The following is a 15,354-nucleotide window of genomic DNA, read 5'->3' as shown; positions in this document are numbered from 1 at the left end:
TGTATACGATCCGTTCCGCGATGCTACCACCGGCGACGGCCGCGCGGGGTGCCGTCTAGGATGTGGTCCGTGAACGGCGGGATGATGTCGACGGTGGGGCAGCGGATCCGGCACGTGCTCCGTCAGGTGCGTGGACCCGCCACCTCGGACGCGGTGTTCGAGGCGACGGCGCTGATCGTCGGCGCGGCGTTCCTGCTCGTGGGATTCGTCGTGGCCCTGCCGGTGTTCTGGGGGCACCAGCTCTCGATCAGCGGCACCGGATCGATCGGCATGTTCGCGGCGTACGGCGGTGCGATCGCGGCCGCGCTCGCCTTCGCTCTGGGGCGCCTCGCCGTGCGGGCTCCGGAGCCCGACCCGTCGGTCGCGAGGGACGGATTCGCGGTTCCCGGTGACCGGCTCCGCTGGTACGACCTCGCCGCCATCGCGTTCGCGCACGCCGCCATCGCCTACCTCGGCTGGCTCGGCATCGCGCAGCTCCTGGAGCAGAGCTTCGTCGACGCCCCGGTCTTCCCATTCCCCGGGGCGATCCTCGTCGCGGTGGCCTTCGCACTCACCGGCTACGTCGCCTTCCTCAGCGCCGTCGCGCTGACGCCGACCGTGCTGTCGCTGGTGCTGGCGGTGTTCCTCGTCGTGGGTGCGTTCGCGGCGATGCTGGCGTCGAGCGACGTGCACTGGTGGCGCGACAACCTGTCCGCGCTGGGCATGAGCAGCAACAGCGCCTCGGTGGCCTTCAACGTGACCCTCATCATCGCGGGGATCATGGTGACGACCATCTCCCGCTATGCGACCGCGGGGCTGGCCGTCGACGACCCGGTCGACCGTCGCGGCCGGACGATCGTGCGCGGGAGCCTCATCCTCATGGGGATCTTCCTCGCGTGCGTGGGCATCTTCCCGGTGGACGAGTTCTTCGGCCTGCACAACACGGTCGCGACGGGCATGGCGGTGGTGTTCGCGGTGATCGTCGTCGGCCTGCCGTGGTTCGTGCGCAGCATCCCGCGGGTGTTCGTGGGACTCGGCTGGGCGTACGTGCTGGTCATCGTGCTGCTGGGGGCGTTCTTCGCGGTCGGCTACTACAACCTCACGGCGGTCGAGCTCATCGCGGCCGTGCTGATCTTCAGCTGGATCATCGTGTTCCTGCGCACCGCCGGCACGATGGGACCCTCCACGACGCGCGCGGATGCCCGTGCCACCCCGGAGTCGGCGCTCGACTGACGGGGCGAGGCGTCGTCAGTCGCGGAGGAGGCGCGTCGCCCGACGCGTGCGCTGCAGGGCGTCGACGGTCTCGGCGTACCGGCGCTTGGCGACGCCGATGAACAGGCAGTCCACGAGGGCGAGCTGTGCGATCCGGCTCACCATCGCCCCGGCGCGGAAGGTCGACTCGCGCACCTCGGTGAACAGGGCGTGGTCGGCGACCTGGGCGAGCGGGGAGTCCTTCACGGAGGTGACGGCCACCGTCGTCGCGCCGTTGGCGACGGCGGCTTCGAGGAACCGCACCGTCTCGATGGTCGACCCCGCATGCGAGAACCCGATAGCGACGGTCGTCCCGACGGGGAGCACGGCGGCGGCGATCGCCTCGTGGGGGTCGGAGAGGACGTGGGCGTTGCGGCCGACGCGGAGCAGCTTGTGCGCGAGGTCCTCCGCGACGAACTGGCTGGCGCCGATGCCGTACAGGAGGATGCGGTCGGCGCCGTCGATGGCCGCGACCGCCGCCGTCAGCACGGCGAAGTCGAGCTGTCCGACGGTCTCCTCGATCGCGAGGAGTTCCAGGGCGGCGAGCTTGGAGACGGCCTCCTCCAGCGAGTCCTCGTCGGAGATCTCGGAGCCGTAGGCGCCGCGGGCGGAGAACTGGGCGGCCTCCTTGCCGAGCTCGGTGGCCAGGGCCATGCGCAGCGGCGCGTATCCGGTGAAGCCGATCGCCCGACAGAACCGGACGACGGACGCGACCGAGGTGTGGCATTCCGTCGCGAGCTCGCTGATCGTCTTGTCGATCACGAGGCTCGGGTTCTCCCGCACGGCGGCCGCGACGCGGGCCAGGGACGGGGGCAGGCTCGCAGCGGCGGCTTCGATCGTCGACTGGATGCTCACGGTATCCTCCGGAACGGCGGAACGGGATGGTAAATTCTTTTCAGCGAGTCTACGCGTTGTGTAGTCGCTTTTCTTTCTTTCCGCCGGATCCGAGGAGTGCCGATGAGCGAGACGACCGCCACCGTCGATCTCGGCAAGTCCCGCTGCCGCCTCGTCGTGCACGGCGCGACGGCCGGGGAGCGCTCCGGGCTCGGAGCCCCGGGCCTCGCCGCGGCGGGCGGAGTGGAAGCGGCGCTCACCGCGATTCTCCCGCTGCTCGACGACGTCGGGCGCATCGACACGCTCGGCGTGGGGGCGGCCGGCGCCTGGTTCGCCCCGGAGGCGGCCGCGGAACTCGCCGCCGCGCTCGCCGCACGGACCGGCGCACGCGTGGCCGTGGCGTCGGACGTGGTCACCGCCCATGCAGGCGCTCTCGACGGCGCGGCCGGCGTGCTGCTCATCGCCGGCACCGGAGCCGTGGCGCTGGGCGTCGACCCCTCCGGAGCGCGTCTGGTCGACGGCTGGGGCCCCGAGCTGGGTGACTTCGGCAGCGGATCCTGGCTCGGCCGGGAGGCGTTGCGCGCCGTGCTCCGTGCCCACGACGGGCTGGCCGCGCCCACCGCTCTCACCGCGGCGCTCGCCGCCCCCGTCGGCCCGCCCTCGGCCGTCCAGGCTTGGCTCGCCGCCGACGGAGCCCTCGCCCGCCGCCTCGCGACCCTCGCGCCCCTCGTGCTCGCCGCGGCCGCAGACGACGACGCCGTCGCCATCGGGATCGTGGACGAGGCCGTCCGGCTCCTCGCGGCGACGACCGCTGCGGCCGCAGGCGCGACAGCGGACGTCGTGCTGCACGGCGGCCTCACCGACCACGACGGCTTCCGCGCCGCCCTGACCCGCGCCCTGGAGACGAGCGGCCACCGCGTCGTCCCCGCGCGAGGCGGCGCCATGGACGGGGCCCTGCTGCTGACCCGTCGCCTCGACCTCCCCCATGAAAGGTTCGTGCACCGTGCCGAATGACCCCCGTCTGACCACCCTCCTCGCCGAGCTCGCGGGCCTCGACACCGAGGCCTCCACCACCGAGCGCGGCGACCTCGACCTGCTGAGCACGACCGAGCTCGTCGAGCGCATGAACGCCGAGGACCGGCGCGTGCCCGAGGCCGTGGCCGGTCGCGCGGCGGAGATCGCGGCGGCGGTGGACGGCATCACGGAGCGGTTCCGACGCGGCGGTCGCCTCATCTACATCGGAGCGGGCACGGCCGGACGCATCGGCGTGCTGGACGCGAGCGAGTGCCCGCCCACCTTCGGCACCGACCCGTCGATGGTCGTGGGGCTCATCGCGGGCGGGGAGACGGCCATCCGCTCGGCGGTGGAGAACGCGGAGGACGACGACGAGGCCGCGGCCGTCGCTCTGCGCGACCTGGACCTCACCGATCTGGACACGGTGGTGGGGATCTCGGCATCCGGCCGCACGCCCTACGTCATCGGCGGGCTGCGGTACGCCCGGGGTCTCGGCGCGCTCACGGTGGCGATCGCCTCGAACGCCGGGTCGGCGATCGGCGCGGAGGCCGAGATCGCGATCGAGGTCGTCACGGGGCCGGAGTTCATCTCGGGCTCCACCCGGCTGAAGTCCGGCACGGCGCAGAAGCTCGTCGTGAACATGCTGACGACGCTCTCGATGATCAAGCTCGGCAAGACGTACCGCGGGGTCATGGTCGACCTGCTGGCGACGAACGAGAAGCTGCACGCCCGCTCGATCCGCACGGTGTCGCAGCTCGCGGGTGTCGACGTCGACGCCGCGTCCTCCGCGCTGGAGGCCGCGGACGGCTCCGTCAAGCTCGCGCTGCTCCTGCTCGCGACCGGCGCTTCCGCCGAGACCGCCGCGGCGGCATTGGCGGACGCCGACGGCATCCTTCGCGACGCGATCGCCGCCCTCACCTGAGTCGGTCGTCGCCCTCCCCGCGGTGGGGGGATGCGAAAAGCTCCTGCCCGGAGCCATCGGGGCACCTTTTCGCACCCGCGACGGCGTGGCACCGCCGGACGCTCGCTAGTGGCTGCAGGCGCAGGAGTCGCCGCCGCAGCAGGAGGTCGCCGTCGCACCGCCGTGCGCCTGGGAGGACTCCGGCACGTCCATGGCCGGGTTCTGGTCGAGGAAGCCGTAGGGCTTGAACCAGAATCCCGCGTAGTCCACGGGCATGATCGGCCAGTCCTCCGGCCGGGGGAAGTGCGTGAGCCCGAAGGTGTGCCACAGCACCATGTCCTCGCCGTCGATCCGGCGGTCGTCGGCGGTGTACTCCGGGAGGCCGGCGCCGCCCTGGTGCGCGTTGGGATAGCGCCCGGCCGGCCAGATCTGGCCGTGCTCGTACCGGGTCGCCCAGAGGTGCTTCGTGGCGAAGGCCGCGCGCGCCGCGACGGACGACGCGGGGTCGGCCATGAGCAGGGCGGTCGGCTCCGGCACGAGGTGATAGGCGGTCGGGCGGCCGACGTGGTTCGTCCGCGAGGCGCTCTGCACCTCCCACACCCGGGCGACGGAGGAGTCGGCCTCGCGCTGGGCGGCGTGCTCGGTCTCCAGCACCGTCTCCGACCAGGTGAACGCGTTGCCGAACGGGTTGTCCGGCCCCATCGACACCCGCTGCGCATCCACCTCGACGAGGCGGTTGTCCTGGCCGTCGATCGCCACGTCGAGGCGCGCGCAGAACAGGTGCTGATGGACCGGGGCGAAGACGCCGGGGGCGAGTTCGGTGGCGTGCTTCTGGCGGACCCCCGGCTCTCCGGCACCGGCGAACACGATGCCCGTGGCCTTGGCGATGACCTCGATCGAGCCGTCCAGGCCGAAGTTCCAGTAGAAGCCGTAGTCGTAGTTGCCGATGGTGGAGAAGTACGAGACGACGAAGCGCCGCGAGCGCCGCACGTCGGAGCGCCCGGAGAGGTCGGTGTGCTTCCAGAGGATGCCGTAGTCCTCCTCGTGCATGCAGATCACGTTCGGGATGCGCACCGGGTGGCCGTGGTCGTCGGCGACGTAGCCGTCGAGGTACCGGATCACGCCGAGGCAGTCGCAGCCGAGCTCCAGATGGTTGGCGTTCTTGCCGAGGAGGTACTCGCCCGCGTCGAAGTAGCTGATCCAGAAGCGCCCGGGGGCGGTGTCGCCGTAGGGGACGACCATCTCCGGCACGCTCGCCCGGTGCAGCACGGAGCGCCCCTGGAACGACACGTCATGCAGGACGAGACCCTCGCGGGCGTTGAAGCCCACGCGCATCGACCAGCCCTCCCACTCGACGAGCGAGCCGGACACGCCGAAGCTCGGCCCCTCCGGCTGGGTGATCTCGATAGGCTTCAGCGTCGTCCGCGCCGCGCCCTGCACCTCCGGGTAGTAGTTGCCGTGTCCGGCCGGGACCGGCACGTCGCCCTCGTCCTCGACGCGGATCACGCTGTCCGTGGTGAGGTCGATGTGCACGATCAGCCCCTCGACGGGGTGCGCCCACGGGGAATCCTGCTCGTCGTATCGGAGGAAGGTGAGGGACCGGATCACGCGGCGGCCCACCTCGTCGGCCCGGCCCGTGTGGCCCGGGGCCAGGGGGGAGCAGAAGGCGAGGGCCATGTGGTCCGTCAGGCCGCGACGGCGCATGGCCGCCTGCCATTCCGGCGAGGCCTTGGCGATGGCCTCGGCCCGCTCGTACTCCTCGAACAGGTACTGCGGCTGGCCGTAGGGCGGGGCGTCGTTGGGCACCCGGTCCTGGCGCACGACCTCGCCGCGGGTGATCGAGACGATCACCTCGGTCGCGACGCCGGTGGCGGTGTCGAGCAGCGTCACGTCCACCCGGCGGTCGATGGGGGAGCCGGGGCGCCAGGCCGCGAGCTCCTCCTTCGTGGCTTCGTCGGGGAGCAGCATCGGCACGCGGGTGGTCTCGGTGAGAAGACCTGCCGCGTCGAGGATGCGGCGCGCCGCGGCGATTTCGGCGCCGGTGAGCGGATCGAGCGGATGCGGAGCGGCGATGGGCTCGAGGGAGACGGGCTGCGGGGAGTGCGGGGACATCGTTGACCTCACTATTTTCGAGCGAACGCTCAAGAAACGGGTTGGCACGATGATACGACGGCGTGCACGGGTGCACAACCGTGGCGTGTGGGCGATGTCGAGGTCAGCGTCGCCAGGGAGCGAGGATGCTGTCGAGGACCGCGAAGTGCGCCTCCGGCGTCTGCGGCTCCGTGACCTCGACGACCTGCTGGCCGTAGGTGATCGAGCGCAGGAGGGCGAGGAGGTCGCCGGTGGGGGTGTCGGGGCGCAGCTCGCCGTCGGTCGCCGCCTCGTCCAGGGCCTCCCGGATGCTGTCCTGCCACGTCGCGAGAGTCGGCGCTCCGGCATTGGGGGCCGGGGCGAGAGTGGCCAGGCGCCCCCAGAAGCCGACGACCACGTGCGCCTCGGTGCGGGTGCGCTCGTCGACGGGGAGCACCTCGCCCATCAGGGCCCGCAGGCGGGCGAGTCCGCGGAGCCCGGTCGTGGCTGCGGCGATGCGCTCGTCGGTGCGGCGGGTGACCTCGGCCGCCGCGGCGCGCACGACGTCGTTGAAGCCGTCGAAGTAGTGCCACAGGGAGCCGGTTGCGACGCCGAGCTCCTTCGCGACCGCCCGCGAGGACACGCTCTCATGACCGTCCCTGGCGGCGACGACGAGCAGCGCGTCGGCGATCTGGCGGCGACGCTCATCATGGTCGACGATGCGGGGCACGTGCTCATTGTGTCGCATTGCGACCGGGTCTCGCTTTTTTGAGCGACCGATCAATATACTTCGGCTGTGGACCTCCTGCTCCCGGCAGCATCGTGGCTGATGGCGGCGGCGGCGCTCGTGTCGGCCGGCGCCTGCCTCGCTGCGCGCCGTGCCGTGCCGTGGCAGGGACGCCAGGCGGCAGTGGTGATGGCGTCGGGGATGCTGCTGATGGCCGCGGGGGTCCTCGACGCGCTGGGCGACATCATCTGGGGTGCGTTGCTGCTGCTCTCGGCCATGCTCGGGACGATGGGGGTGCGCGGAATGCCGTCCGCGCCCGCGTGCTGCCACCGGGCGCTGGGCTCGCTCGTGATGGCGGCGTGCATGTTCGAATCCGCCTCGACCCCGGGGTCGGTCGCCGGCGTCGAGGCCGCTCTTGGTCACGGCGGGCATGGTCTCGGCGGTGTGCTCTCGGCGTTCGTGCTGGTGGGTGCTCTCGGGGTCGTCGGGTGGGCGTTCGCGGCCTCGTGGCGCCGTTCCGGACTGCACCGCGGGGGAGCGGCGCGGTCGCTGACGGTCGAGTCCTGGGCGATGGCCGGCGGTGTCGTCGTGATGTGCGCCGGGATGTGATCGTGGAGCGTGAGGGAGGTCCGCTACCGTGAACGCATGCCCCTCGCCCTGATCACCGGTGCCGCCCGCGCGAACAGCATCGCCGCCGGCATCGTCCCGCGCCTGCGCGCCGCGGGGTGGACGGTCGTCACCAGCGATCTGCGCGACGCCGACCACCCGGCGGACCTGTCGACGCCGGACGGCCCCGCATCCCTCGTGGCGGAGGTGAATGCAGAGCACGGCCCGATCTCGGCGCTGATCCTCAGCCACGCGCACGATGTCGAGTCCGGAATCCTCGACACCACGGCGGAGAGCTTCGACCTGCACGTCGCTGTGAACGCGCGGGCGAGCCTGCTCCTGATCGCAGCGTTCGCACGCCAGGTCGGCGAGGACGGCGGCGCGATCGTGGCGCTCACGAGCGATCACGTCACCGGCAACCTTCCGTACGGCGCTTCCAGGGGCGCGCTCGATCGGCTCGTCATCTCCGCCGCCCGCGAACTCGGTCCGCGCGGCATCTCCGCGAACGTGCTGAACCCCGGCCCGATCGACACCGGCTGGATGGATGACGAGACCCGCACCTCCCTGGGGGAGATGACGCCGCTGGGCAGGCTCGGGCGACCCGCCGACATCGCCGCCGTCGTCGAGTTCCTCGTCTCAGAAGAGGGGCGATGGATCTCGGGTCAGCTCCTGCAGGCGGACGGCGCCTTCTCGGCCCGCTACTGATCGCGGGCCGCGGGCCGGACGAAGGCCCAGGCGGCGAACGCCGCTGCCGCAGCCGCGACCGTCATCGTCACGGCCATCGTGATGGCCGTGGTCCCGCCGAGACCGGCGGCCACGGGGGCGAGCACGGGGCCGAACAGGAATGTCGCCATCCCGAGAAGGGCCGAAGCGGTGCCGGCACGGACTCCGTGATGGGCGAGCGCCAGCGTCTGACCATTGGGCCCGCCGATGCCGGAGCACAGCATGAACGCGACCAACGCGATGACGACACCCCTCATGCCGACGCCCAGAAGCGCCAGCACGAGGAAAGCCGTCGTCACCAGGAGCGTCGCGGTGATCCCGCCCAGGTAGACGCGCAGGGGCCCCCAACGCCGCACCACGAGTCGGCTCAACTGGCTGCCCGCGATACTCGCCAGGGCGCCGGCCGCGAAGGCGACGCTGAACTCCTGCGGGCTGAGACCGAACTCGTCCTGCAGCACGAACGACGACATCGACAGGTAGGTGAAGAACGCGACACCGCCTCCGGCCGCGGCGCACAGCACGGCGACGAAGAGCCGGTCGCGGACGACCGCTCCGGCGTGCGCGCCCCAGACCCGGAGGCCCCCGCGGTGACGGGCGGATGGCGACAGGGTCTCCGGCAGGGCGAACACCACCACGAGCAGCAACAGCACGCCGACCGCGGACAGCACCCCGAAGATCCCGCGCCAGTCCATGATGCGGGCGAGCTGACCGCCCACCACCGGCGCGATGATCGGGGCGGTGCCCGAGACGAGGAACAGCAGCGAGAGCATGCGGGAGAGCTCGACCCCCTCGAACTGGTCGCGGGCGATCGCCAGGCAGATCACGATGCCCGCCGATCCCGCCAGCCCCTGCAGGAAGCGCGCGACGAGCAGCAGCTCGATGTTCGGAGCGACGGCGCACACCGCGGAGAGCACCGCGAACGCCGCGACGCCGACCAGCAGTGGCAGGCGTCTGCCCAGCCGGTCGCTGAGAGGACCGGCGACGAGCTGCCCCAGGCCGAGGCCGATCATGCACGCCGACATCGTCACCTGCGCCAGGGCCTCGGTCGTGCCGAGCGACGCCGCGAGCTGGGGGAGCTGCGGGAGGTAGAGGTCCATCGACAGCGGACCGAAGGCTTCCAGCATGCCCAGCACCAGCATCGCCCGCAGAGTGCCCATGCGGGGCCGCGGGGCGTCAGCGGCGAACGGAAGACTCATCCCTCGAGGCGCAGCACGCGGCGCAGCCAGCTCTCCCGCGCGGCCACTGCGGCCCGGGAGACCTCGGCATCGGGGGAGAACCCGGAGAAGCCGTGGTAGCCGCCCGCCCAGACGTGCAGTTCGGCCTGCCCGCCCGTGGCCCAGATCCGCGACGCGTAGTCGACGGCCTCGTCGCGGAAGGTCTCCGCGGCGCCCACCTCGATGAACGCCGGGGCGAGTCCCGATAGATCCGTGGCCCGGGCCGGTGCCGTGTACGGCGACACGCGGTCGGTGAACCGGTCGGCTCCGGCGATCGCGTCCCACGCGGTGTCGTTGTTGTTCCGGTCCCAGGCGCCGAAGCCGTCGTACTGGCGGCTCGACGGGGTCTCGTTGCGGTCGTCGAGCATCGGGCAGCCGAGGAGTTGCCCGGCCAGCCGGGGCCCGCCGCGGTCACGGGAGAGCAGCGCGACCGCTGCCGAGAGCCCGCCCCCGGCGCTCTGCCCGGACGCGATGATGCGGGACGTGTCGATGCCGAGCTCGTCGGCGTGGGCGACCATCCACTCCAGCGCCGCGTAGCAGTCCTCCGCCTGTGCCGGTCCGGGGTGCTCGGGGGCGAGGCGGTACTCGACCGCGACGCCGACGACGCCGTGCCGCTCGGCGAGGTCGATGAGCTCGGCGGTGCCGAAGAAGCGTGTGCCGAGCACCATGCCGCCGCCGTGGATCGACAGCACCGCCGGTGCCGGGTCCGTGGGCGCCGGCGCCGGGCGCACGACGGTGATCTCGAGGTCCGGAGACCCGACGGGGCCGGGGATGACCCGGTCCTCCCAGGTCACGGCGCGACCCTCCGCCTGCACGACCATCGGCGCGATGATCGTGGCGAAGTGGTCGCGGTTGGCGTGGATCGTGTCGGCGCGCAGCGGGATGACCTCCACGAGGTCGACGAAGGCGTAGAGCCCGGCGACGAGCTCCGGGTCGTAGGGCACCGGCTCCGGCGTGCTCATGCGGCGGCCCGCCAGATCCGTCGCAGCCAGGAGGCACGGGCGGCGAGGGCGGCGCGGGTGATCTCGGCCTTCGGCATGTACATGTCGAAGCCGTGGGCGCCGCCGCCCCAGACGTGCAGTTCGGCCTGTCCGCCGGTCTCCCAGATCCGGAGGGCGTACGCGGTGTCCTCGTCGCGGAACATCTCCGCCTCGCCGACCTCGATGTACGCGGGCGGGAGGCCGGAGACATCCGTCGCGCGGGTCGGCGCGGCGTAGGCCGGGGCCTCGGTGCTGAACGCGAGCTCCTCGCCGAGGACGCATGACCAGGCGAGGAGGTTCATGTCGCGCTGCCAGGTGCCGATGCCGTCATACTGCCGACTGGCGACCGTGGTGTTGGTGTTGTCGATCATGGGGCACAGCAGCAGCTGCCCGGCCATGACAGGGCCCCGCCGATCGCGCGCCAGCAGGGCGACGGCCGCAGTGAGACCGCCGCCCGCGCTGCCTCCGCCCACGACGATGCGCGCGGGGTCGATGCCGAGCTCCGCGGCGTGGGCGTGCGTCCACACGAAGGCCGCGTAGCAGTCCTCCACGCCCGCGGGGTACGGGTCCTCCGGTGCGAGGCGGTACTCGACGTTCACGGCCACGACGCCGTGCTCCGCGACGATGTCGACGACCCGAGCCGTCTCCCACGAGCGGTGGCCGACGATCATGCCGCCGCCGTGGATGTTCACGAAGCCCGGGAGCGTCGAGGTCTCGGACCCCGCGGGGCGGAAGATCGTGACCTCGATATCCGGTGCTCCGGGCGGGCCGGGGATGACGCGGTCCTCCCACGTGATGTCCCGGCCGGCGATCACGGCGTCGTTGTCCGGGAACATCCGGTCGACGCCGTCGCGCGGCAGGGTCTCGCGGGTGAGCGCGGGCTGCGGGTTCTTCGCGATCTCGTCGAGCACGGCCTGCACGTCGGGATCGAAGGGGACGGGGATGGTCATGGTTCTCCTCGGGTGGGACGGCGTTAGGGGCCTTCGGGGTCGACGACCCCGCGGTCGGCCCAGAAGGGCTCGACGAGACGGCGCAGCTCGGCGGCGCCGATGCGGTCGACGAGGGCGGCCGCATCGAGGTTCGACCGCAGCTGCGTGACGCGGGAGGCCCCGAACAGGGTCGTCGTCAGGGCGGGGTGGGTGAGGGTGAAGGCGATGCCGAGCTGGGCCGGGGTCACGCCGAGGTCCTCCGCGACCGCGGTGAACGCAGGGACGTCGGCGATGATCCGCTCGCGGATGCCGCCGGGGTCGCGCCCGATCTGCCGGCCGCCGTTCACCGTCCCGGCGAGGATCCCGCCCTCCAGGCAGTCCGAGGCCTGCAGCGTGAGGCCCTGCTCCCAGAGGCGCGCGAACGGCTCGCCGTCCGGGATCGACCGGCGCGAGACGCTGTACTTGAGCTGCGCGATCTGCGGACCGGGCACGCCTTCCGCGCCGGCGAGGTCGATCAGGGTCTGGATGCTCCCCGCCGACCAGTTGTTCACGCCCCACGCGCGGATGAGGCCGGCGTCGGTGAGGGCGGCGAGGTCGAGCACGAGATCGCGCAGCTCGAGGTCGTCGCGGCGCAGGTCGCCGAGGATCACGAGGTCGGCGTGCTCCGTGCCCACCCGCATCAGGGCGTTCTCGAGCTGCGGGCGGAAGCCGTCGGCGCCGAAGGCCTCCAGCCAGAGCTTCGACGACAGCAGCCACTCCTCTCGGCGCAGCCCCGCCGCGCGCACCATCGCCGAGAAGATCACGTCGGTGAAGACGGGCGGGGCGCCGGGTGCGGAGTACACGCCCACATCGAAGAGGTTCACGCCACGGTCGGTGGCCTCGCGCAGGAGTGCGACCGCGTCGGCGAAGTCCATGCGGTCGTAGGTGTGCCACGAGCCCAGGGAGAACAGGGAGGCATGCAGGCCGCTGCGGCCGATCTCGCGAAGGGGGAGGGGAGTGGTCATGATGCTCCTCAGAGGCTCGGGTCGATGACGGCCTTGACCTCATCGAGGTGGTGCATGTGGGCGATCTTCGCGGAGGCGTCGGCGAGTCCGACCGGGGCGCTGAACAGGTCGTCCCACGGGAAGCGGTCGGCGAAGGCCGTGAAGAAGTCGATCGCGCGGGCGTAGTCGGAGATGTCGCCGTTGAGCGAGCCGACCACCGTGAGCTCCTTGCCCATGATCGTGCTCAGGGCGAAGCCGTCTCCGGCGGGGCCGGTCGAGCCGACGATCGCGACGGTGCCGCGCTGGGCGGCCATGCCGACGGCGTCCGGCCCGACGCTCGGGGCGCCCGCGAAGTCGAACACGTGGTCCGCCCCCTGGCCTCCGGTCAGCGCCAGGACCTGGTCGACGACGGGCCCGTCGCGGAAGTCCACGACGGCGTCGGCGCCGAAGCGGGCGGCGAGCTCCAGACGGGCCGCGGGAGCGCCGACGGTGATGACCTGCCCGGCACCCGCGATCTTCGCGACTGCCGTGGCGAAGATGCCGAGGGCGCCGGAGCCCTGCACCACCACGCGGGAGCCGGGGCGGATGCGACCGGCCCGCTCGAACGCGCGGAGGACGGTCTTCGCGGCGCAGCCGGCCATGGAGGCCCAGGTGTCCTTCACCGCCGCCGGGAGCAGGAGCTTGGCGGCACCCGGGGTCACGTACGCGTACTCGGAGAGCCCGGCCGTCGCGAACGGCGGCACGTCGGCGCGCTGGAGGAAGCCGTAGCCGCGGCGGGAGCAGGCGACCGGTTCCCGCAGCACGACGCACCCGTGGCACTCGCCGCAGGTGTACTCCGACCAGCCGATCCGGTCGCCAGGGGAGAGCGGGCGGCCGAGCGCGTCGCGGGTGTCGGGTCCGGTGGCCACGATCTCACCGACCATCTCGTGGCCGAGGACCATGGGCAGCATGCCGGGGAACGACATCTTCCCCTCCCAGATCTCGATGTCCGTGCCGCACAGCGTGGTGCAGGCGATGCGGACGAGGGCGGCGCCGGGTTCGATCTCGGCGGGCAGCGGGAGATCCTGCAGGGTGAGCGGCTCGCCGTGCGCGGTGAGCACCGCGGCGCGGGTGGTGGTGGGGAGGGTCATGGTTCTCCAGTCGCGGGGCGGGTGGCGGGATCGAAGACGGTCCTCCGCGGTGCCCGGGAGGGGCGGAATCGATCCCGCACGGAGGGGGACGGGGGTCAGACGAGGAGCTGGCCGCCGTCGACGGGGACCGAGACCCCGGTGATGTGGCTGGCGGCCTCGCTCGCGAGGAACAGCACGAGCGGGGTGACCTGGTCGACCTCGGCGATGGTGCCGAGCGGGATGCGCGACTCCCACGAGGCGCGGGCATCGGGGTTCGAGGCGAAGTCGGCGGTCAGGGGCGTGAGCACGGGGCCGGGGGCGACGGCGTTGACCCGCACCCCGGAGCCGGCGAGCTCGATGGCCGCCGTCCGGGTGAGCGCGTCGACCGCGGCCTTCGTGGCCTCGTAGTGCCCGAGGCCGGGAGTGGGCTGCCGGGCGCCGATCGAGGAGATGTTGACGATGGCCCCGTGACCGGCCGCGGCGAGCAGCCCGCCGAAGACCCGCAACATGAGGAACGTGCCGCGGACGTTGACGCGCAGGGCCGCATCGACCGCATCGACCGCGACCTCCTGGAGCGTTCCCCCGCCGGCGACGACGCCGGCGTTGTTGACGAGGACGTCGAGTCCGCCGGCCTCGCGGATCCGTCCGGCCGCCGCCTGCGCCGACGCTTCGTCGCCGATGTCGAGGGGGAGGGCGGTGGCGCCGATCTCGGCGGCGACGGCTGCCGCGGCGCCCTCGTCCACGTCGCCGATGAACACATCATCCCCGGCGGCGCGGAAGGCGGTGGCGATGCCGCGGCCGAGCCCGGAGGCTCCTCCGGTGACGAGGATACGGCGCGGGGAAGCGGTCATGGTCGTCCTCACTGACGGGTGTTCTGACGGGATGAGTCCGTTATATTCTACAAACATAGAAAAATACAACCCCGTGCCCCGAGACGGCGAAGGAGCCCTCATGCCTGATGCGACATACCCCCGCAAGCCGCTGTCTCCGGGAGGCGCGACGGTGCCGCCGCTCGCCCTCGGATCGTGGAACACCTGGGATCGCATGGAGTTCGACGACGCCGTGCAGCTCATCCACCGGGCGGTCGAGCTCGACGCCGGATTCTTCGACATCGCGTACTACAACATGGGACCGCACGCCGAGAACTCACGGACCGACATCCTCTTCGGGGAGGCCTTTCGCGCGAGCGGGGTGGACCGTGCCGACGTCGTGCTGTGCGGCAAGCTCTGGCTCTGGGACTGGCCGAACCAGGGCTTCCGTGGGCAGATCGAGGAGTCGCTCGAGCGGGCCGGCCTCGACCGCTTCGACACCCTCGTGGTGGGGGACTACCTCGACGCCCCGGACATGCCGCGACTCGTCGCCGACGTGAACGCCCTCCTCGTGGACGGCCTGGTCGACTCGTGGGGGATCAACAACTGGCGGATCGCGGACACCAGGGCGGCGCTCGCCGAGGCGGACGCGCAGGGGCTGATCGGCCCCGCGTTCGCGCAGCTCAAGTACGGCATCGCCCGACGGGCCATGGCGGAGGGTGACGCGTACGGCCCGCTGTTCGCCGACGGAACCCTCGCGTTGCAGGCCTCGGACGTGTTCGAGGGTGGAATCCTCGCCACGGGACGGATGCCTCAGCGCAAGATCGGTGCCGATGTCGGGGGTATCCGCGAGCGGATCCTCGCCGTGTACCCCGAGGTCGCGCGGGTCGCGGGGGAGTTCGGGGTGACCCCGGCCGCCCTCGGCATCGCCTTCTGTCTGGCGAACCCCGCGACGGCCACCGTGCTCTTCGGTGCCTCCCGCGTCGCGCAGCTCGAGGAGAACCACGCCGCCCTCGCCCTCGCCCGCGACCACGGAGCCGAGGTCCGCGCCGCCCTCGCCGACTGCCGCGTCGACCACGCCGTCCGCCCCGACGGCACCTGGTGACCTTTCGCGCCTGCCGCCGCTCCCGCCGCTCCCGCCGCTCCCGCCGGTGTCCGGGATCACTTCCGCACCTCCCGCGCGCCCCGCAGGCACGTTCCTGATCCCGCACTCGCTCCACCCCGC

15 protein-coding genes are annotated in these 15,354 nt (G+C 72.2%); 6 read left to right on the top strand and 9 right to left on the bottom strand.

Annotated features, from left to right (window positions below; translation table 11 throughout):
* Positions 1–69: 69 nt before the first annotated feature.
* Positions 70–1,212, top strand: coding sequence for a DUF998 domain-containing protein (locus tag AB0300_RS11585; RefSeq protein ID WP_366216052.1), 1,143 nt, complete (start codon positions 70–72; stop codon positions 1,210–1,212).
* 15 nt (positions 1,213–1,227) lie between these two features.
* Here the strand turns inward: AB0300_RS11585 and AB0300_RS11580 are convergent, their stop codons facing one another.
* Complete coding sequence (locus tag AB0300_RS11580) at positions 1,228–2,085, bottom strand: MurR/RpiR family transcriptional regulator (RefSeq protein ID WP_366216051.1); 858 nt, start codon at positions 2,083–2,085, stop codon at positions 1,228–1,230.
* 102 nt (positions 2,086–2,187) lie between these two features.
* Here AB0300_RS11580 and AB0300_RS11575 point away from each other — a divergent pair, with 102 nt between their 5' ends.
* Positions 2,188–3,078, top strand: a complete 891-nt coding sequence (locus AB0300_RS11575; RefSeq protein ID WP_366216050.1) for a BadF/BadG/BcrA/BcrD ATPase family protein — start codon at positions 2,188–2,190, stop codon at positions 3,076–3,078.
* Positions 3,068–4,000, top strand: a complete 933-nt coding sequence (murQ, locus tag AB0300_RS11570; protein ID WP_338565641.1) for an N-acetylmuramic acid 6-phosphate etherase — start codon at positions 3,068–3,070, stop codon at positions 3,998–4,000. The genes AB0300_RS11575 and murQ overlap by 11 nt, the downstream gene beginning before the upstream one ends.
* Positions 4,001–4,105: 105 nt before the next feature.
* On the opposite strand, the gene AB0300_RS11565 is transcribed toward murQ, so the two are convergent.
* Together AB0300_RS11565 and AB0300_RS11560 are read right to left on the bottom strand one after the other, a co-directional pair.
* Positions 4,106–6,091 carry a primary-amine oxidase gene (locus AB0300_RS11565; protein WP_366216049.1) on the bottom strand — a complete coding sequence of 662 codons (1,986 nt, stop codon included), beginning with the start codon at positions 6,089–6,091 and terminating at the stop codon, positions 4,106–4,108.
* A gap of 103 nt (positions 6,092–6,194) precedes the next feature.
* Positions 6,195–6,779: a TetR/AcrR family transcriptional regulator gene (locus tag AB0300_RS11560; RefSeq protein WP_366216048.1), complete on the bottom strand. Its 585-nt coding sequence runs from the start codon at positions 6,777–6,779 to the stop codon at positions 6,195–6,197.
* Between the two features lie 66 nt (positions 6,780–6,845).
* Between AB0300_RS11560 and AB0300_RS11555 the strand changes: the two genes are divergently transcribed.
* Together AB0300_RS11555 and AB0300_RS11550 are read left to right on the top strand one after the other, a co-directional pair.
* Positions 6,846–7,385 carry a hypothetical protein gene (locus AB0300_RS11555; protein WP_366216047.1) on the top strand — a complete coding sequence of 180 codons (540 nt, stop codon included), beginning with the start codon at positions 6,846–6,848 and terminating at the stop codon, positions 7,383–7,385.
* A gap of 36 nt (positions 7,386–7,421) precedes the next feature.
* The gene (locus tag AB0300_RS11550; protein WP_366216046.1) at positions 7,422–8,087 is read left to right on the top strand and encodes an SDR family oxidoreductase; all 666 of its coding nucleotides are present in this window, start codon (positions 7,422–7,424) and stop codon (positions 8,085–8,087) included.
* Here the strand turns inward: AB0300_RS11550 and AB0300_RS11545 are convergent.
* The 6 genes from AB0300_RS11545 to AB0300_RS11520 all read right to left on the bottom strand — a co-directional run bounded on the left by AB0300_RS11545 (position 8,081) and on the right by AB0300_RS11520 (position 14,171).
* Positions 8,081–9,301: a multidrug effflux MFS transporter gene (locus AB0300_RS11545; protein WP_303708330.1), complete on the bottom strand. Its 1,221-nt coding sequence runs from the start codon at positions 9,299–9,301 to the stop codon at positions 8,081–8,083. The two genes, AB0300_RS11550 and AB0300_RS11545, sit on opposite strands and share 7 nt — an antisense overlap.
* Complete coding sequence (locus tag AB0300_RS11540) at positions 9,298–10,281, bottom strand: alpha/beta hydrolase (protein WP_366216045.1); 984 nt, start codon at positions 10,279–10,281, stop codon at positions 9,298–9,300. The genes AB0300_RS11545 and AB0300_RS11540 overlap by 4 nt, the downstream gene beginning before the upstream one ends.
* Positions 10,278–11,249, bottom strand: a complete 972-nt coding sequence (locus tag AB0300_RS11535; RefSeq protein ID WP_085606725.1) for an alpha/beta hydrolase — start codon at positions 11,247–11,249, stop codon at positions 10,278–10,280. The genes AB0300_RS11540 and AB0300_RS11535 overlap by 4 nt, the downstream gene beginning before the upstream one ends.
* 23 nt (positions 11,250–11,272) lie before the next feature.
* On the bottom strand, positions 11,273–12,232 hold the full coding sequence (locus AB0300_RS11530; protein ID WP_366216044.1) for an aldo/keto reductase: 960 nt from the start codon (positions 12,230–12,232) through the stop codon (positions 11,273–11,275).
* Between the two features lie 8 nt (positions 12,233–12,240).
* The gene (locus tag AB0300_RS11525) at positions 12,241–13,341 is read right to left on the bottom strand and encodes a zinc-binding dehydrogenase (RefSeq protein ID WP_366216043.1); all 1,101 of its coding nucleotides are present in this window, start codon (positions 13,339–13,341) and stop codon (positions 12,241–12,243) included.
* A 95-nt stretch (positions 13,342–13,436) separates the two neighbouring features.
* A complete protein-coding gene (locus tag AB0300_RS11520) occupies positions 13,437–14,171 on the bottom strand; it encodes an SDR family NAD(P)-dependent oxidoreductase (RefSeq protein WP_303708327.1) in 735 nt (244 codons plus the stop codon).
* 100 nt (positions 14,172–14,271) lie between these two features.
* Between AB0300_RS11520 and AB0300_RS11515 the strand changes: the two genes are divergently transcribed.
* Positions 14,272–15,234, top strand: coding sequence for an aldo/keto reductase (locus AB0300_RS11515; RefSeq protein ID WP_025103882.1), 963 nt, complete (start codon positions 14,272–14,274; stop codon positions 15,232–15,234).
* The last annotated feature ends 120 nt before the right edge of the window (positions 15,235–15,354 follow it).

Source organism: Microbacterium sp. NPDC078814 (assembly GCF_040702645.1).
In the GTDB taxonomy this organism is placed as follows: Bacteria; Actinomycetota; Actinomycetes; order Actinomycetales; family Microbacteriaceae; genus Microbacterium.
Note: the sequence above shows the minus strand (reverse complement) of the source record. Positions and strands in the feature narration are given on the sequence as shown.